The sequence below is a fragment of the Nocardiopsis sp. Huas11 genome, from assembly GCF_003634495.1.
Classification (GTDB): Bacteria; Actinomycetota; Actinomycetes; order Streptosporangiales; family Streptosporangiaceae; genus Nocardiopsis.
The window spans coordinates 917,872-934,422 of record NZ_RBKY01000001.1 but is presented as its reverse complement, the minus strand read 5'-3'; the positions used below and the strand labels follow the sequence as shown (position 1 = coordinate 934,422).

The 16,551-nt window shown below is 70.9% G+C and carries 15 protein-coding genes; 6 read left to right on the top strand and 9 right to left on the bottom strand.

What is annotated here, in order from left to right; all coding sequences use genetic code 11:
• Positions 1 to 6: 6 nt before the first annotated feature.
• Positions 7 to 918, top strand: coding sequence for an ABC transporter ATP-binding protein (locus DFP74_RS04125; protein WP_121188022.1), 912 nt, complete (start codon positions 7 to 9; stop codon positions 916 to 918).
• A gap of 713 nt (positions 919 to 1,631) precedes the next feature.
• The gene (locus DFP74_RS04120; protein WP_053615475.1) at positions 1,632 to 1,835 is read left to right on the top strand and encodes a cold-shock protein; all 204 of its coding nucleotides are present in this window, start codon (positions 1,632 to 1,634) and stop codon (positions 1,833 to 1,835) included.
• A gap of 220 nt (positions 1,836 to 2,055) precedes the next feature.
• Here DFP74_RS04120 and DFP74_RS04115 read toward each other — a convergent pair whose 3' ends face one another.
• The 7 genes from DFP74_RS04115 to DFP74_RS04085 all read right to left on the bottom strand — a co-directional run bounded on the left by DFP74_RS04115 (position 2,056) and on the right by DFP74_RS04085 (position 9,868).
• Complete coding sequence (locus tag DFP74_RS04115; RefSeq protein WP_121180478.1) at positions 2,056 to 3,624, bottom strand: glycerol-3-phosphate dehydrogenase/oxidase; 1,569 nt, start codon at positions 3,622 to 3,624, stop codon at positions 2,056 to 2,058.
• A 342-nt stretch (positions 3,625 to 3,966) separates the two neighbouring features.
• On the bottom strand, positions 3,967 to 4,716 hold the full coding sequence (locus tag DFP74_RS04110) for an MIP/aquaporin family protein (RefSeq protein WP_121180477.1): 750 nt from the start codon (positions 4,714 to 4,716) through the stop codon (positions 3,967 to 3,969).
• Between the two features lie 209 nt (positions 4,717 to 4,925).
• Complete coding sequence (gene glpK, locus DFP74_RS04105) at positions 4,926 to 6,425, bottom strand: glycerol kinase GlpK (protein WP_121180476.1); 1,500 nt, start codon at positions 6,423 to 6,425, stop codon at positions 4,926 to 4,928.
• A 354-nt stretch (positions 6,426 to 6,779) separates the two neighbouring features.
• On the bottom strand, positions 6,780 to 7,571 hold the full coding sequence (locus DFP74_RS04100) for an IclR family transcriptional regulator (protein ID WP_121180475.1): 792 nt from the start codon (positions 7,569 to 7,571) through the stop codon (positions 6,780 to 6,782).
• Positions 7,572 to 7,720: 149 nt separating this feature from the next.
• A complete protein-coding gene (locus DFP74_RS04095; RefSeq protein ID WP_121180474.1) occupies positions 7,721 to 8,731 on the bottom strand; it encodes a low specificity L-threonine aldolase in 1,011 nt (336 codons plus the stop codon).
• Between the two features lie 46 nt (positions 8,732 to 8,777).
• Positions 8,778 to 9,185, bottom strand: coding sequence for a MarR family winged helix-turn-helix transcriptional regulator (locus tag DFP74_RS04090; protein WP_121188021.1), 408 nt, complete (start codon positions 9,183 to 9,185; stop codon positions 8,778 to 8,780).
• Positions 9,186 to 9,235: 50 nt separating this feature from the next.
• Positions 9,236 to 9,868, bottom strand: coding sequence for a DJ-1/PfpI family protein (locus DFP74_RS04085; RefSeq protein WP_121180473.1), 633 nt, complete (start codon positions 9,866 to 9,868; stop codon positions 9,236 to 9,238).
• A 454-nt stretch (positions 9,869 to 10,322) separates the two neighbouring features.
• Between DFP74_RS04085 and DFP74_RS04080 the strand changes: the two genes are divergently transcribed.
• Positions 10,323 to 11,699, top strand: a complete 1,377-nt coding sequence (locus DFP74_RS04080; protein ID WP_121180472.1) for a GntP family permease — start codon at positions 10,323 to 10,325, stop codon at positions 11,697 to 11,699.
• A 184-nt stretch (positions 11,700 to 11,883) separates the two neighbouring features.
• On the opposite strand, the gene DFP74_RS04075 is transcribed toward DFP74_RS04080, so the two are convergent.
• Complete coding sequence (locus DFP74_RS04075; protein ID WP_121180471.1) at positions 11,884 to 12,606, bottom strand: FadR/GntR family transcriptional regulator; 723 nt, start codon at positions 12,604 to 12,606, stop codon at positions 11,884 to 11,886.
• Between the two features lie 137 nt (positions 12,607 to 12,743).
• Between DFP74_RS04075 and DFP74_RS04070 the strand changes: the two genes are divergently transcribed.
• Both DFP74_RS04070 and DFP74_RS34170 read left to right on the top strand, forming a co-directional pair.
• Positions 12,744 to 13,259: a gluconokinase gene (locus DFP74_RS04070; RefSeq protein WP_121180470.1), complete on the top strand. Its 516-nt coding sequence runs from the start codon at positions 12,744 to 12,746 to the stop codon at positions 13,257 to 13,259.
• Positions 13,260 to 13,361: 102 nt separating this feature from the next.
• A complete protein-coding gene (locus DFP74_RS34170; protein ID WP_233570796.1) occupies positions 13,362 to 13,967 on the top strand; it encodes a hypothetical protein in 606 nt (201 codons plus the stop codon).
• Positions 13,968 to 14,029: 62 nt separating this feature from the next.
• Here the strand turns inward: DFP74_RS34170 and DFP74_RS04060 are convergent, their stop codons facing one another.
• On the bottom strand, positions 14,030 to 14,455 hold the full coding sequence (locus DFP74_RS04060; protein WP_121180469.1) for a hypothetical protein: 426 nt from the start codon (positions 14,453 to 14,455) through the stop codon (positions 14,030 to 14,032).
• A gap of 340 nt (positions 14,456 to 14,795) precedes the next feature.
• On the opposite strand from DFP74_RS04060, the gene DFP74_RS04055 reads away from it, so the two are divergent.
• Entirely contained in the window at positions 14,796 to 16,466 is a 1,671-nt protein-coding gene (locus tag DFP74_RS04055; protein ID WP_121180468.1) for an ABC transporter substrate-binding protein, read from the top strand.
• Positions 16,467 to 16,551 lie beyond the last annotated feature (85 nt).

Below are 16,551 nucleotides of genomic sequence, written 5' to 3'. Positions count from 1 at the left end.
CAGACCATGCTGGAACTCGACCGCGTGCACAAGGTCTACCGGGTGGGGGCGTTCGGCGGGGGACGGCTGCGCGCCGTCCGCGACGTCAGCCTGACGGTGAAGCCGGGCGAGGTCGTCTCGCTCATCGGTGAGAGCGGCAGCGGCAAGAGCACCATCGGCAAGATGGTCCTGGGCCTGTTCAGGCCGACGTCGGGCCGGATCACGGTCGACGGCACCGACCTCACCACCATCAAGGGGTTCGCCGCACGCAAGGAGTACTACCGGAAGGTGCAGGGGGTCTTCCAGGACCCGTTCAGCTGCTTCAACCCGATCTTCAAGGCCGACCGGGTCTTCGCGATGATCCGCAGCTCCTACTTCCCGGGCGTCTCGGACGCGGACTGGAAGGACAAGGTGCTGGCGGCGGTGGGGACCGTGCGCCTGGACCCGGAGAACGTCCTCAACAAGTACCCGCACCAGCTCAGCGGCGGCCAGCTCCAGCGCCTGCTGATCGCGCGGGCGCTGCTGCTGGACATCAAGCTGCTGGTGGCCGACGAGATCATCAGCATGCTGGACGCCTCCACCCGGATCGACGTGCTCAACCTGCTCGGCGACCTCAAGGAGCGCGGGCTGGGCATCCTGTTCGTCACCCACGACCTGTCGCTGGGCAACTACGTCAGCGACAAGTCGGTGATCCTGCGCAAGGGCGCCATCGCGGAGATGGGTCCCACGCTGCGGGTGTTCGACAATCCGCTGCACCCCTACAGCCGCCACCTGCTCTCCTGCGTGCCGCAGCTGCACCGCACGTGGGCGGAGGTGGACGCGGAGCTGGCGGCGAACCCGCCCGAGGACGTGAAGCTGCCCACGGTCGAGGAGGGCGACGACTCCGCCCCCCTCATCGAGGCCGAGGCGGGCCACTTCGTCGGCATCGACCAGGGCTGAGGCCGCTCCCGCCGGACCACCCCCGGGCCGCCTCGCCCGTCGGGAACGGCGGGGCGGCCCCACCGGGCTGTTCGGACCGGGCGGTTCGGACCGGGTGCGAGGCACGGTCCGGCGGGGGAGTGGGGCATCGGGGGAGCGGACGTGTCCGGGAAGTCGGCGTGTCGGTTCTTCGCCCGTGCCCGACTCCGGCCGGGAAAGGTCGATATCGCTCGCCGATTCGACGGCGGGCGCCCCGGTTCCTGCGCTCTCGTGCGGCTTCGTTCCGCCCGTGGACCGGTGCCCGGACGGGGTGTCGTCGCACGCCGCGGCGGTGTCTCCGCGTGTGTGAGGGGCGTACGCGCTCTTCCCGGCCGGCGCGACCCGCTCGGTCCCGGCCCCTTCACAGCGCCACACGCCCTGACGTGGGCGGACGACACGCCGGTGACATCCGCGTAAGCGGAGGGTGACATGCGGGCGTCCATCCCAGGCGCCACAGGGGTTACCCGATCCATCGGATCGTATTCCTCAAGAAGCCGTGCGTGTTGCCACACTCAGGACTCTCGACAGCGCGCTCGTCTGTGATAAGTTCAGTAGTGATTGTTAGTCGTTGAATTTCGCAGTTGGTGTCTTGCCCGCGGAGTTTGTGACCGGCGGGCGGTTTCTCATGGATCGGCTCGCGGCAATTATCGGGCGCGTGAGTATGCGTCCGTGTACACCGAGCTGAAGGAGAAAACATGGCTCAGGGAACTGTGAAGTGGTTCAACGGCGAGAAGGGCTTCGGCTTCATCTCCCCCGACGATGGCGGCCCCGACGCCTTCGTTCACTACAGCGCGATCCAGGGCACGGGCTTCCGTAACCTGGAGGAGAACCAGCGCGTGGAGTTCGATGTCGTCGCCGGCACGCGCGGCCCGCAGGCCGAGAACGTCGTCGCTATCTAAGACGTAGCAACGTCGTAGGACGCCCCCGGAAGGTACAGCCTTCCGGGGGCGTCCTCGTTGTGTCCGGGGGCGGTTCGTGCCCGGGTCGGCCGCCGGTGCGAGCGGAGCCGCCCCCAGGGGCCGCCCTCAGGGGCCGCCTCGCCGGGGCCGTCCCCCAGGGCCGCGCCCCTGGGGCCGGTGTCCCGGGCGGGCGCGGACCGGGGTCCGCGCCCGCGGGCGCTCAGCTCTGGAGCAGTTCCTCGGTGATCCGGCGCACCTCGGGCGTGTCCAGGCCGCGCACGGTCACCGTGGTGCGGCGGCGCAGGACGTCGTCGGCGGTCACCGCCCACTCGTGGTCGCGCGCGAAGACCACCTGGGCCCGGATGTCGGGCCCCTCGGGGTGCAGGCGCTCGCCCAGTTCGGGCTGCCGGCGGACCAGGGCCGCGATGTCCATGGCCAGGCTCCCGTAGTGCGAGGCCAGGTGCCGCGCGACCAGCGGGTCCATCCGCGCACCCGGATCGCGGTCGATGATGATGCGCTGGGCCACCGCGTCCGGGCTGGCCAGACCGGGCAGCGGGACGGTGCGCAGGGGGTCGGCCATGTCCTCGGCCAGCGGCACGGCGGAGACGCGGCGCAGCTCTTCCAGGACGGTCCGCCCGATGTGGCGGTAGGTGGTCCACTTGCCGCCCGCGACCGACAGCATGCCCCCGCGGCCCTGGGTGACCACGGTCTCCCGCTTGGCGGTGCTGCTGTCCCCGGATCCGCCGGGCAGCACGCGCAGACCCGCGAAGGAGTAGCCCACGTGCGCCGGGTCGAGGTAGGGGGCGTCGATGCCCACGGCGGCCTCGCCCAGGATCTGGTCGACGTCGGCCTGCACCACGCCCACGTCCGCGGGATCACCGGTGAACTCCTCGTCGGTGGTGCCCAGGAGCAGGCGCCCCTCCCACGGGATGGCGAAGGAGACGCGGTACTTGTCGACGGGGATCGTCAGCGCGGCGCGCCACGGCTCCGGGGTCTTGAGGACCAGGTGGGCGCCCTTGGACAGGCGGACGCTGGGCGCGGCGCCCGGGTCCTCCATCCGGCGCAGCCGGTCCACCCAGGGGCCGGTGGCGTTGAGGACCAGGCGCGCGTCGATCCCGAACTCCTGGCCGCCGACACGGTCGCGCAGGTCGGCTCCGGTGACCCGGCCGTGCGTGTTGCGCAGGCCCACGACCTCGGCGTGGTTGAGTACGACCGCTCCCGCGTCCACCGCCGCGCGCACGGTCATCACGGCCATGCGGCTGTCGTTCATCTGGTGGTCGCTGTAGGCCGCCACCGACTTGAGCCCGTCGGTGCGCAGGCCGGGGGCCAGGCGGCGGGCCTGGGCGGGGGAGAGCAGGCGGCCCATGCCGTCACCGAACGCCGACAGCGCCGAGTACAGGAACACGCCCGCGCCCATCTTGGCGGCGCCGTGGGGGCCGTCCTTGTAGATGGGGACCAGGAACGGCATGGGGTTGACCAGGTGGGGGGCCACGTCCGAGGCGAGGGAGCGGCGCTCCTTGTGGTTCTCCGCGACCAGGCGCACGTTGCCGGTCTGCAGGTAGCGCAGTCCGCCGTGGACCAGCTTGGAGGAGGCGCTCGACGTCGCCCCGGCGAAGTCCCCGGAGTCGACCATGGCCACGCGCAGGCCGGCCTGGGTGGCGGTCCAGGCGACGGACGTGCCGAGGATGCCGCCGCCGATCACGAGGAGGTCGAAGGTGCCTCGCTCGAGCTCCTCGCGCGTGCTCGCGCGCGAGGAGGCGATGTCGTTCTGGTGGGCTTGGACTGTCATGGCTGGTGCTCCAACCGGTCGGGAGGGATGGCGGGGATCCGCGCGGTCGCCCGGGTTCCACGTTGCAGAGGGATGTCCACTGCATAATACGACAATGCCGAACGTCAGTGAAGATCGGCCGCCCTTCTGCTGGTCGGCGTAGCGAAGATCCACACGCGACCAGTGGTTTCAGCTACCCTCTGTGGCCAATGTGGCCCAAGTGATGACTGTCTGCTTGTGTTGTGCGGCATTGTCGAACCTTGTATGCCGGTGGTTCGCGCGGCCGCCGCCCGACCCGGACACGGCGAGGGGCGCCCGGCGCGGTGCCGGGCGCCCCTCGCCGTGGGGGGGGCGCTGTGCGGATCAGGCGCCGAAGCCGCTCAGCCGCCAGATCCAGGCGCCGATGACACCGCCGACGATCGGGGCGACGACGGGGATCCAGGCGTAGCCCCAGTCCGAGGGGCCCTTACCGGGGATGGGCAGGAGCGCGTGCGCGATGCGCGGGCCCAGGTCGCGGGCCGGGTTGATCGCGTACCCGGTCGGGCCGCCCAGGGACAGCCCGATCGCCAGCACGAGCAGACCGACGAGCAGCGGGGCGAAACCGGTGCTGAACAGACCCGCCAGGTCGACCTCTCCCTGGGAGATGTGACCGGAGTTGGCGCCGATGCCCAGGATGCCCAGGAGCAGCATCGCGGTACCGATGACCTCGGTGACGAAGTTGGCGACGGGGTGGCGCACGGCGGGAGCGGTGCTGAAGACGGCGAGCTTGGCGTCGGCGTCATCGGTGTGCTTCCAGTGCGCGAAGTAGGCCAGGTAGACCAGCACGGCGCCCGTGAAGGCGCCCGCGATCTGGGCCGCGATGTAGCCGGGCACCTGGGACCACGGGAAGTCGCCGATGCTGGCCAGACCGATGGTGACCGCGGGGTTGATGTGGGCGCCGCTGGTCGTGCCGGTGACGTAGACGGCCATCGCGACCGCCATGCCCCAACCGAACGTGACGACGATCCAGCCCGCGTTCTCGGCCTTGGACTTGGCCAGCACGACACCGGCGACGACGCCGCCGCCCAGCAGGATCAGGATCGCCGTACCGACGAACTCTGCCAGATAGACCATGGGGACCTCCGCCCCTTCTGGGGCAGCCGGGTCACGGGAGGGCCGGCCGCGTCGGCGAGGGACTGCCGGACGCGGGCATGATCGGACCCACCCGTCACATAATGGGGATGGAAGGGGCACGGAAGGTGCCCCGGGGCCGCGCCCAGGGGTTCCAGGTGGCACCAGTGCCCCTGGGCGGCGGTCGATGGTGAAAGGGGGAGACCCCCGGGTTACTTCTCTTCGTCGCGCTCGACCCAGTCCAGGGTCCGGCGCACCGCCTTGTTCCAGTTGTGGTACTCGCGGGCACGGACGTCGGCGTCCATCTTCGGCGTCCACTCGGCGGCCTTGTGCCAGTTGGCGCGCAGGGTCTCCACGTCGGGCCAGTAGCCCACGGCCAGGCCGGCGGCGTAGGCCGCGCCCAGGCAGGTGGTCTCGGCGACCATCGGGCGCACGACCTCGGCGTCGAGGACGTCGGACAGGATCTGCATGAGCAGGTTGTCGGCGGTCATGCCGCCGTCGACCTTCAGGGAGGTCAGGTCGATCTGGGAGTCGGCGTTCATCGCGTCGACCACCTCGCGCGTCTGCCAGGCCGAGGCCTCCAGGACGGCGCGGGCGATGTGGCCCTTGTTGACGTAGCCCGTCAGGCCGGCGATGACGCCGCGCGCGTCGCTGTCCCAGTGCGGCGCGAAGAGGCCGGAGAAGGCCGGGACGATGTAGCAGCCGCCGTTGTCCTCCACCGTGCGGGCCAGGGTCTCGATCTCCGGGGCGCTGGCGATCAGGCCGAGGTTGTCGCGCAGCCACTGCACGAGCGAGCCGGTGACCGCGATGGAGCCTTCCAGCGCGTACACGGCGGGCTCGTCGCCCAGCTTGTACCCCAGGGTGGTGAGCAGGCCGTTCTCGGAGGTCACGGGCTCGGTGCCGGTGTTCATCACCAGGAAGGTGCCGGTGCCGTAGGTGCCCTTGACGTCGCCCGGGTCGAAGCAGGTCTGGCCGAACAGGGCGGCGTGCTGGTCGCCCAGCGAGGAGGCGACGGGGGTGCCCGCGAGGTAGCCGCGCGCCTGGCCGTAGACCTCGGAGGAGGAGCGGATCTCGGGGAGGACGGCCGCGGGGATGTCCATGGCCTCCAGGATGCCCTGGTCCCACTCCAGGGTGTGCAGGTTCATCAGCATGGTGCGGCTGGCGTTGGTCACGTCGGTGACGTGGCGGCCGGTCAGCTTCCAGATGATCCAGGTGTCCATGGTGCCGAAGAGGACCTCGCCGCGCTCGGCGCGACCGCGCAGGCCCTCGACGTTGTCCAGCAGCCAGCGGAGCTTGGGGCCGGAGAAGTAGGTCGCCAGCGGAAGGCCGCAGGTCTCGCGGAAGCGGTCCTGGCCCTGGTCGCCGCCGAGCTCGCGGGCGAGGTCGCCGGTGCGGGTGTCCTGCCAGACGATGGCGTTGTGGACCGGCTCGCCGGTCTCGCGGTCCCAGACGACGGTGGTCTCGCGCTGGTTGGTGATGCCGATGGCGGCCACCTGGTCCGGCGTGATGTCGCTCTTCTGGAGGGCGTTCTTGACCACGACCTCGACGTTGGCCCAGATCTCCATGGCGTCGTGCTCCACCCAGCCCGGCTGGGGGAAGATCTGGCGGTGCTCGCGTTGGTCGACCGAGACGATGCGCCCGTCACGGTCGAAGAGGATGCAGCGACTCGACGTGGTGCCCTGGTCGATCGCGGCGACGTACTGCTGACTCATCGGGTGCTCGCCTTCAGGTGGACGGCTCTGGGGTGGGCGCGGGCGGACGGGGAGGGGTGGCGCGGCGGCGTGCGGTCTCGGCTTCCCGAGTCCGGCTCCAGTGGGCCGCTGACGTGTGAACCCTTCTCAACTCCGCACGATGTACGACATTGACGCACGATTAGGCGCTAGTTTCATCCGTCTTTCCTTCCCATGTCAAGGCCGCGTGACGCAATCGTGTCGCGTGGGTCACCGCGGGACCGCTCGTCACGCTGTCAGAGGCGGACAGGGCAGGGAAGCGCACCACTCCGGTGAGGGGTGCGTGAGAGATCCCGTGAAGGGTTGTGAAGGGGCCGGGGCAGGGGTGTCCGGGGCTCAGTAGGGCGTGACGCCCAGGTCCCGGGAGATGGCGCGCGCGGCGTCGCGCACGTAGGAGACCTGCTCCATGTCGGGCTTGCCCTCGGGTCCGGCCAGGCGTTCCACGGCGCCGCGCACGCCGATCGCGCCCACGGTGACCCCGCGGCGGTCGCGGATGGGCGCGGCGATGGACACCTCGCCCTCCACCAGCTCCTCGACCTCCCAGGCCCAGCCGCTGTCGCGTACCTCGACCAGCTGTTGTTCCAGGGCGGCGGGGGAGGTGACGGTGTGGCGGGTGAAGGAGGCCAGGGTGAGCGCGTCGCCGTCGCCGGCGGTCGCGGGGTCCTCGTCGGGCACGGCCAGGGGGTCGAAGGCCATCAGGGCCTTGCCGATGGCGGTCGCGTGCAGGGGCAGCAGCGTGCCCACGTCCAGGGTCTGGGCGGAGGAGTCCGGCCGGAACACGTGGTGCACGATCAGCACCTGGCGCTTGTGCAGGGTGCCGATCCGCACGCTCTCGCCGCTGCGTGAGGCGAGGGTGTCCGCCCAGTTCAGGGCACGCGTGCGCAGCTCGTTGCCGTCCAGGTAGCGCGTGCCGAGACTCAGCATGCCGCCGCCGAGCCGGTAGTGGCCGGACTCGGAGTCCTGTTCGACGAAGCCCACGTGCTGGAGAGTGCGCAGGATGCCCAGGGCGGTGCCCTTGGGCAGTTCGAGCGACCGGGAGATCTCCGCGAGGCTCAGCCCTCTGGCGCCGCTCGCCAGGAGGCGCAGGATGGCGGCCGCGCGTTCGATGGACTGGATTCTTCCCGGCATTGCGGTGCTACCACTCTCTAGTACGACAATGTCATACGCCGAATGCTACTACGCGCCGTGACGCGCGCCACCCCCGGGTGAGGCATTCGGCGGCGGGATCGGCACAGTGTAGCCGCGAGCGTCCGCCCTGACCTGGGCGGGTGCGGCGGTCACAGCTGGGCGGCGGCCTTGGAGATGCGCTGAGCGGCCTCGGCGACGTCGCCGTCGGTGATGTCCAGGTGGACCACGAGACGGATGCGCGACCCGTCGCCCAGCGCGGCCACGCCGTGGTCGGCGAAGGCGTCGACGTACTCTGCGGCCCGGCCCAGCGGAGTGTCCACCAGCACCATGTTGGTGGCGGCCGTGGCCGACAGGCCGGGCACCTCGTCGATCCGGGCGGCCAGCAGCTCCGCGCGCTCGTGGTCGCCCACCATCCGCTCGCGGTGGTGGCGCAGCGCGTGCAGCGCCCCGGCCGCGATGATCCCGGCCTGGCGCATCCCGGCGCCGAGCATCTTGCGGCCCCGGCGTGCCCGCAGCACCGTGTCGGCGTCGCCGGCCAGCGCGGAGCCCACGGGCGCGCCCAGCCCCTTGGAGAAGCACACCGAGACGGTGTCGAAGCCCTCCGCGACCTGGGCCGGCGTCACGTCCAGGGCGGCGGCGGCGTTCCACAGCCGGGCGCCGTCCAGGTGGGCGCGCATGCCGTTGCGGTGCGCGAACCCGGTCACCCGGCGCTGCTCCGCCAGGGGCACCACGCGGCCGGTGAAGGTGTTCTCCAGCCACAGCAGCGAGGGCTCGGCCCGGTGCACGTTGCCCTGGCGGGCACCGGCGAACCAGGAGGCCAGCTGTTCGTCCGAGGGCGCCACGCCCTCGGAGAAGGTGCGCGGCTGGACCCGCGCGAGCACGGCCGAGGCGCCCTGCTCGTCTCCGATGAGGTGGTGGTGCTCGTGCGCCCACACCTCGTCGCCGCTGCGCGTGGACACGTACAGCCCGAGCTGGTTGGCCATGTGGCCGGAGGGCACGTACAGCGCCGCCTCCGTGCCGAGCAGGGCGGCGGTCTCCTCCTCCAGTTCGCGCACGGTCGGGTCCTCGCCGAACACGTCGTCGCCGACCTCGGCTCCGGCCATGGCGCGGCGCATGTCCGGGGTGGGGCGGGTGACGGTGTCCGAGCGCAGGTCGATCATGGCGGGCTCCTTCGTGTGGGTGCCCACCGAACATAACCGGCGCCGGTCAGTCCCTGGTGACCCGGTCCAGGGCCTGGGACAGCGAGCGCAGGGCCGTCAGCGCCCTCTGCGCCTCCTCCGCCCCCATCTCGGCCACCAGCGCGTCGGCGAACCGGGCGTGGTCGGGGTCGATCCTGCGCACGGCGGCCACCCCCGCGTCGGTGGGTCTGAGCAGCTTGGCCCGGCTGTGCGCCGGGTTGGGCCGGTACTCGCACAGGCCCTGCTCCACCAGCACGTCGGCGATGCGCTGGACGCTCTGGCGGGAGGTGCCGAACCGGCGGGCGATGGCGGAGACCGGCTGCGGCTCGGCCAGGACCGCGCCCAGTACCTGCCACCGCGCGGCCGTCAGCCCGCCCGCGCGGGCCAGCTCCTCGGCCACGGCCAGGATCTGGCCGTTCAGGCGGAAGACGCTCATCGCGGTTCCGGTGAGCAGTTCGGCGTGGTCGGCCGCGGCGGGGGCCGTGCTCACGCCTCCTCCTGCAGGACCATGTAGGCCGAGGCGTCGTGCTGGGCGAACAACCGGTACCAGGCGTCGACGACCCGGGGCAGGTGCAGGTCCAGGCGCAGGAAGATCTGCCGGGCGAACTCGACCGGGGCGGTCGGGTTGGCGGTGATGAGGTCGCCGTCGATGACGGCGAGGTCGTGGCGGTAGCGGTCCGCGCCGGAGTAGCCGGTGGCCTGGAGGTACTCCGGGACCGCGCTGGTGTGGTCGCGGTGGTCGAGCAGCCCCTCGCGGGCCAGGCCGGCGGTGGCGCCGCAGATGGCGGCGACCGGGACGCCCGCGTCCAGGAAGATCCCGGCGGCGGACGCGAAGGGCGCCAGCGACTCGGGGTCGATGTCCCATCCGGTGGCGCCCGGCAGGATCAGCATGGCGCTGGCGGTGGGCTTGAGGTCGGCGAGCGTGATGTCGGGCAGCACCGTGAGCCCGCCCATCGTGGTGATCGGCGCGCCGGTCAGTCCGACCGTGACGACGTCGTAGCGGCCGGGTTGGCGCTGCCAGTCGCCGCCGCGGATCTGGGACACCGCGTGCCCGATCTCCCAGTCGGCGAGATCGTCGTAGACGGCGAGGTGGACGGTGGTGGCGCTCTCTGTGCTCATGACAACAGTCTGTCAAAACGACAACATGCTGTCAAGGAGTCGAGTGAACAGCCCCCGTCGGTGCGGGGCGCAAATCATCGCATCCCTCCAGCTCACGGGTCTCGGATTCGAGGAAAAAGGTCGCGGGGTTCGCGCACGATCACGCGGTGGGCCGGGAGCGGCGACGCTCTCGTCGGCACCGTTCCCCGGTCCTGCTGTTGGACGACGCCGTGTCCTGGAGGGTGAGCGTCCTTCTCCTTCTCCTGGGTCTGGGATCTCCTGGCGGCCCGACGTGCGGGAACGCCTGCGGGGCGGGGGTTGTGGGTGACGCGGGTCTCAGCGACGTAACAGAAACGAACGCGTGGGTTCACAGAAGCTCACAAATGGTATTACCATTGCCGGTGTTCGTTTCCAGCGTGGGTCAGAGCCGTGTACACGGCGGCCACCGCACCACCGTCCACTGGAAGGCTCCGTCGTGGAGAACTTCGAGCCCGTCTACGGCACGGGTCCCCTTCTCGGGATCGCGGCGGGCGCCATCGCGCTCCTGCTGCTGTTGATCATTCGCTTCCGCCTGCACGCGTTCGTCGCGCTCGTCCTGGTCAGCGTGCTGACCGCGCTCGCCACCGGCATCCCGGTCTCCGGGGTGGTGCCCACCCTCCTGGACGGCTTCGGCGGCACACTCGCCAACGTCGCCCTCCTGGTCGGACTGGGCGTCATGATCGGGCGCATGCTGGAGATCACCGGCGGTGCCGCGGTCCTGGCGAGTGCCCTGATCAGGCTCTTCGGTGAGAAGCGCGCGCCGTTGGCCCTCGGTGTGGCCTCACTGCTCTTCGGCTTCCCGATCTTCTTCGACGTCGGCCTCATCGTCATGCTGCCGATCGTCTTCAGCGTGGCCCGCCGCGTGGGCGGATCCGTGCTCATGTACGCCCTGCCCACGGCCGGCGCGTTCGCGGTCATGCACGCCTTCGTCCCGCCGCACCCCGGGCCCGTCACCGCCGCCGTGGAGATCGGCGCCGACATGGGCCTGACCCTGCTGGTCGGCCTGGTCCTGGCCATCCCGACCTGGTACGTGTCCAGCTACCTCTTCGGCCTGTGGGCGGGCAAGCGGTTCGAGCTCCCCGTGCCCGACGACATCATGGCCGACGGCACGGTCAAGCACGAGGACCCGCCGCACCTGGCCACCGTCCTCGGCCTCCTGCTGCTCCCGATGCTGCTGATCTTCGGCAACACCGGCACCTCCACCCTCGTCGCCACCGGTGCCGTCGCCGAGGACGCCCTGTGGGTGCAGATCCTCCTGCTGCTGGGCCAGACGCCCATCGCCCTGCTGGTCACCCTGCTCGCCGCGATGATCGTGCTCGGCAGCGGGCGCTTCAGCCGCAAGCGCGTGGAGGAGATCGTCGGCGGCGCGCTCGGCCCCGTGTGCGCCATCATCCTCATCACCGGCGCGGGCGGCATGTTCGGCGGTGTCCTGCGCACCAGCGGTATCGGCGAGGCGCTCGCCGGAACCCTGGAGTCGACCGGCCTGCCCGTGATCGTCGCGGCCTTCGTCATCGCCCTGGCCCTGCGCGTGGCCCAGGGTTCGGCGACCGTCGCCCTGACCACCGCCGCCGGCCTGATCGCGCCGGCCGTGCACGCCAGCACCGGCCTGTCCTCGATCGACCTGGCCCTGGTCGTCGTGGCCATCGCCTGTGGCGCCACCGCGTTCTCGCACGTCAACGACTCGGGCTTCTGGCTGGTCGGGCGCTTCCTCAACATGGACGTCAAGACCACGCTGAAGACCTGGACCGTCATGGAGACGCTCATCGGCTTCGTCGGCTTCGGCCTGGCCTTCGGCCTCAGCCTGGTCGTCTAGGCCGTGTTTTTTGAAGCATTCCGGGCTCGCGGCCGTCAGGACCGCCTCTCGCGGCGCCTCTGCGCTCGTCAAGCACGACCAGGCTGAACTTCGCACATCGTCTTGCGAGAGACGACCTGACGACCGCGAGCTCACCCGAAAGCCTGCAGAAAAACACGCCCTAGACCGTGGGGGAGTCCACCGTTCAGGCGGACGGCGCGTCGCTCGGCGGCGCGTCGTCCTCCAGCGCGGTGGACACCTCCGTGACGATGGAGCGCATCGCGGCCTCCGCGACGTCCGGGAGCCCGTCCCGGATGGCCTGGGCCACCGCCAGGTGCAGGCGCAGCGCCTCCGGCCGCGGCGTCAGCGGCATCAGGTGGTAGGAGGTCCGGCCGACCAGGACCTCGGCGACCACCTGGGCCAGCCCGGCGAACATCTCGTTGCCGGACAGTTCGAGGATGCGGCGGTGAAAGGCGATGTCCAGGTCGAGGAAGGTCTCCAGGTCGCCCGCGCGTCCGGTGGCGGCCATCCGCTCGGCCACCACGGCCAGCTGGGCCCGCTCCTCGGCCTCGCCGTGGCGGGCCGAGAGCGCGGCGGCCGCCGGTTCCACGGCGGCGCGCAACTCGTTGAGGGAGCGGAGCTGGTCCATCCGGCCGTCACCGGCCAGCCGCCAGCGGATCAGCTGGGGGTCGAAGATGTTCCACTCGCGGCGGGGGCGCACCCGGATGCCGGTGCGGGGGCGGCTCACCACGAGCCGCATCGACTCCAGGACCCGGACTGCCTCGCGCGCCACGGTGCGGGAGACGCCGAAGTCCTGCTCCAGGCCCTGGAGGGTGAACGTGTGGCCGGCGGCGTACTCGTCCCCGGCGATGGCGGGCCCGAGCACCGCGAGCACCCGGTTGTGCAGCGTGCGGTGGTCTGTCGCCATCGTTTCCGTGCTCCTGTCGGCTCCGTCCTCGACCGCTCCCGGCCAGTCGTCAGCCTGAAGCCTAGCCCGAAAGATCGATATCACTATTGGTGGGCCCGTCCACGCGCACGTGCGCGGGCCCATGACACGGAGAGACCATGCACTTTGTCTTCATGGGCGTCGCGGGTAGCGGGAAGACGACCGTGGCCCACCAGGTGGCCGAACGGCTCGGTCTGCCCTTCGCCGAGGCCGACACGTTCCACCCCCGGGCCAACATCGACAAGATGGCGGCGGGCGTGCCGCTGACGGACGCGGACCGCTGGCCGTGGCTGCGCGAGCTGGCCGGGTGGATCTCCGGGCACGACGCCCGCGGGCAGGACTCGGTGATGGCCTGTTCCGCGCTGAGGCGCGACTACCGCGACGTCCTGCGGGGCGGCGCCCGGGACGTGCACTTCCTGCACATGGACGGTCCCGAGCAGGTGATCCTCGACCGCATCGCCGCGCGCCCGGACCACTTCATGCCGCCCGCGCTGCTGCGCTCGCAGCTGGACACCCTGGAGGCGCTGGGTGCGGACGAGGAGGGTGCGGTGTTCGACGTGCGGCTGGACGTGGACACCCTGGTCGAGCGGGCGCTGGGGTACGTCGAGCAGCGGATGGGGCCGACGTTCGCCTGAGGCCCCGGAGGGCCGTCGCTGTGCGTGGCAGGGCGGTTTCGGGGCGTGTGCCCCGCTAGGGGCGACTTGTGCGAAGGCGGCCGACACGCGACCCTGGTCGGCATGCAAGATACCGCTTCGTCCCCCGCCCCAACCCCCGCGGAGGTCCAGACCGACACATCCGGGACCGGCACCGCCCAGAGCGGCACCCGGGCCGGCCGGCCCCGCGGCGCCGGCGGCGACCGCCCCGCCCGGGGGGCGGCCCGCCTCTCCTCGCTCTCCGGCGCCGACGCCGCGCGGCTCTTCGCCTCGCGCCGCGCCGGGCAGCGCCCGCCCGCGGACGTCACGCAGACCGCCGGCGTACTCCTCGCCGCGCTCCCGGTGGGCGCGCTCCAGGCCTACATGGTGTGGGCCGCCCTGGACGCCGGTGTCCCGGACCGCTTCACGGCGTCCATGTGGACCCTGGTGGTCGGCGCGGCCGTCGTGGGCGCCGCCCTGGCCGGCACCGCGATCCCCGTGCGCCGGGCCGTGCCCGCCCCGTGGTGGGCGGCCCGCGTCCTGTCCGCGGTCGCGCTGGTCGGCGCCGCCGCCGCGCTGCGCCTGGCCGCCCAGTTGGCCGACACGCCCCTGATGCTCGTCGGCGTCCTCTCCGCCCTGCTCGCCATCACCGCCAACATCGCCCTGTGGAGCACCGAGGTGCGCCGCTGGTGCGGAGCGCGCGACGTGTAGGGAGCACGAAGGGCGGGCGCTCCGGGTCGCTCCCCGGTCCGCCCGCCCCCCCACCGCCGCTCCTACACGGCTTGCTCGTGTTCCTCGTCCTCGTCGGAGCCGTCGGCGATGACGTGCAGGCGCGCCAGGTGCTCGCTGTCGTCCTCCCCGTGGCGGGTGACGTAGATTTCGCGCGCCTCGTCGGCGATGTCGGAGGTCTCGTCCTCGAACCCGTAGTCGACCAGGTCGTCCAGCAGGTCCAGTGTGCGGTGGAGGGTGTCGCCGTCGTCCTCCTCCTCGTCCTCGGCGGCCGGTGCGTGGTCGACGACGGCGGCGAGGGTCGCGGCCCTGGCCTCCTCGACGGCGCTCTCGTCACCAGCCGCGGCGGTCAGGCGGATACGGGTGATGGGGTCCTCGTCGGCCACCAGCATGAGCTGTTCGGCCAGCCAGGAGGTCTCCTGGCCTTCCAGGAACGCGGTCAGGCCCGCGTCGTCAAGGGGAGTGGTCATTGCCAGATCATAGGACGCTTCCGGGCCTGATGCGCCGGGGCCTGAGGGGCTTGGTGTGACGATTGGGAACAAAAATCATGTTCCGTTATTCATCCGATGAGCCGATGTAAAAGGTGTTTCTGCGCGTGCGCGGAAAGTGACAGGGGTATCGCGAGGCGGTCGATCGTGCTATGGGCGCGCAGTTGTACACCACGCCAGGAAACGCGACCTATGGATCCCGGCACAGAACTGAAACGGTTGTATTAACACCCAGTCGTCTATCTTCCCCCCGGTACCGAGTTCGGTCTAGGGTCCACTCAATCGACGAGGGCCATACCCCCGGCCCACACTGAGGTGGACCATGCTCACGAAGTCTTCTCGAAAGCCGCTCGCCATGCTGGCGGCGGCTACCTCACTCGCGCTGGTGGCGACGGCGTGCGCGGAGAGTACGCGCGAAGGGGGGGACGGTGCAGACTCCTCAGAGCCCTTCGTGTTCGCGGCCGCGGGGAGCATCAGCACCCTGGACCCCTTCCTCACCAGCGATGGTGAGACCTACCGATACAGCCGCCAGGTCTTCGAAACACTGCTGCGCCACGAGTCGGGCGGCAGCGAGATCGTCGGCGGGCTCGCCGAGGACTGGGAACAGTCCGAGGACGGAACCGAATGGACGTTCCACCTTCGTGAGAACGTGCAGTTCCATGACGGCGACGCCCTGGACGCCGAAGCCGTCTGTGCGAATTTCGACCGCTGGCACAACCTCACCGGCGGTTACCAGAGTTCCAACAACTCCTACTACTGGCAGTCGGTGTTCGGCGGGTTCGCGGAGAACGAGGACGAGGAGATCCCCGAGTCGCGGTTCGTTTCCTGTGAGGCGCAGGACGAGCTGACCCCGGTCATCACCATCACGGAATACTCCTCGATCTTCCCCGGCGGATTCAGCCTCGCGGCGTTCGGCCTCATGAGCCCGACCACGCTGGAGTCCATCGCCGACCAGGAGGTCACCGGCGAGGAGGGCAACTTCACGCTCCCCGAGTACAGCCAGGTCGCCGGGACCGTGTCCGGGACCGGGCCCTTCACCGTGCAGGAGTGGGACCAGGACCAGGACGAGGTCACCCTCCAGCGCTTCGAAGACTACTGGGGCGAGCCCGCGGGCTTCGAGACCATGATCCTGCGCGCCATCCCCGACGAGACGGCCCGCCGCCAGGCCCTGGAGGCCGGGGACATCCACGGCTACGACCTCGTCGCCCCCGCCGACGTGGAACCGCTGGAGGCCGCCGGCTTCCAGGTGCCCACACGCGACGTGTTCAACGTCCTGTACATGGCCTACCAGCAGGAGGCCAACGAGGCGCTCGCCGATGTGGAGGTCCGCCAGGCGCTGGCCCACGCGGTCGACCGCCAGCGCATCGTCGACACGATCCTGCCCGCCGGCGGTGAGGTGGCCACGCAGTTCCACCCCGACACCCTCGACGGCTGGTCACCGGACGTGCAGACCTACGACTACGACCCCGAACTGGCCGAGGAGATGCTCGCCGACGCCGGCCAGGAGGACCTGACGCTGGAGTTCTGCTACCCCTCCGACGTCACCCGCCCCTACATGCCCGCGCCGCGCGACATCTTCGACGTCATCTCCGCGGACCTGGAGGCGGTCGGCGTGACCGTGGAGCCGGTCACCTACGAGTGGGCCGACTACATCCCGCGCACCAACTCCGGCGAGTGCCCGCTGTACCTGCTCGGTTGGACCGGTGACTACAACGACGCCTACAACTTCATCGGCACCTGGTTCTCCGGGTACAACAGCGAGTTCGGCTTCCGTGACGAGGACCTGTTCGAGGCCATGGAGGAGGCGAGCGGCAACCCGGACTACGAGGAGCGCGTCGCCGCCTACCAGGAACTGAACAACCAGATCATGGACATCCTGCCGGGGCTGCCCATCTCCAGCTCCCCGCCGTCCATCGCCTTCGCCGAGAGCGTCAACCCGCCCGCGGTGAGCCCGCTCACCCAGGAGAACTTCTCCGAAGCCTCCTGGAAGTAGGGCGTTCGCACCCCCTCGGGGGAGGGCCCGGCCGGTCACTCGCGCGACGGCCGGGCCCCCACCCTGCACGCGGTCCGCGCGTGCG

Bases quoted from the DNA above. Each gene is read 5' to 3' on its own strand.
- DFP74_RS04110 (WP_121180477.1), bottom strand. From the start codon at position 4,716: ATGGTCTATCTGGCAGAGTTCGTCGGTACGGCGATCCTGATCCTGCTG.
- DFP74_RS04125 (WP_121188022.1), top strand. From the start codon at position 7: ATGCTGGAACTCGACCGCGTGCACAAGGTCTACCGGGTGGGGGCGTTC.
- DFP74_RS04100 (WP_121180475.1), bottom strand. From the start codon at position 7,571: ATGCCGGGAAGAATCCAGTCCATCGAACGCGCGGCCGCCATCCTGCGC.
- DFP74_RS04120 (WP_053615475.1), top strand. From the start codon at position 1,632: ATGGCTCAGGGAACTGTGAAGTGGTTCAACGGCGAGAAGGGCTTCGGC.
- DFP74_RS04085 (WP_121180473.1), bottom strand. From the start codon at position 9,868: ATGAGCACAGAGAGCGCCACCACCGTCCACCTCGCCGTCTACGACGAT.
- DFP74_RS04070 (WP_121180470.1), top strand. From the start codon at position 12,744: ATGCACTTTGTCTTCATGGGCGTCGCGGGTAGCGGGAAGACGACCGTG.
- DFP74_RS04075 (WP_121180471.1), bottom strand. From the start codon at position 12,606: ATGGCGACAGACCACCGCACGCTGCACAACCGGGTGCTCGCGGTGCTC.
- DFP74_RS04115 (WP_121180478.1), bottom strand. From the start codon at position 3,624: ATGACAGTCCAAGCCCACCAGAACGACATCGCCTCCTCGCGCGCGAGC.
- DFP74_RS04095 (WP_121180474.1), bottom strand. From the start codon at position 8,731: ATGATCGACCTGCGCTCGGACACCGTCACCCGCCCCACCCCGGACATG.
- DFP74_RS04055 (WP_121180468.1), top strand. From the start codon at position 14,796: ATGCTCACGAAGTCTTCTCGAAAGCCGCTCGCCATGCTGGCGGCGGCT.
- DFP74_RS04060 (WP_121180469.1), bottom strand. From the start codon at position 14,455: ATGACCACTCCCCTTGACGACGCGGGCCTGACCGCGTTCCTGGAAGGC.
- DFP74_RS04090 (WP_121188021.1), bottom strand. From the start codon at position 9,185: ATGAGCGTCTTCCGCCTGAACGGCCAGATCCTGGCCGTGGCCGAGGAG.
- glpK (WP_121180476.1), bottom strand. From the start codon at position 6,425: ATGAGTCAGCAGTACGTCGCCGCGATCGACCAGGGCACCACGTCGAGT.
- DFP74_RS34170 (WP_233570796.1), top strand. From the start codon at position 13,362: ATGCAAGATACCGCTTCGTCCCCCGCCCCAACCCCCGCGGAGGTCCAG.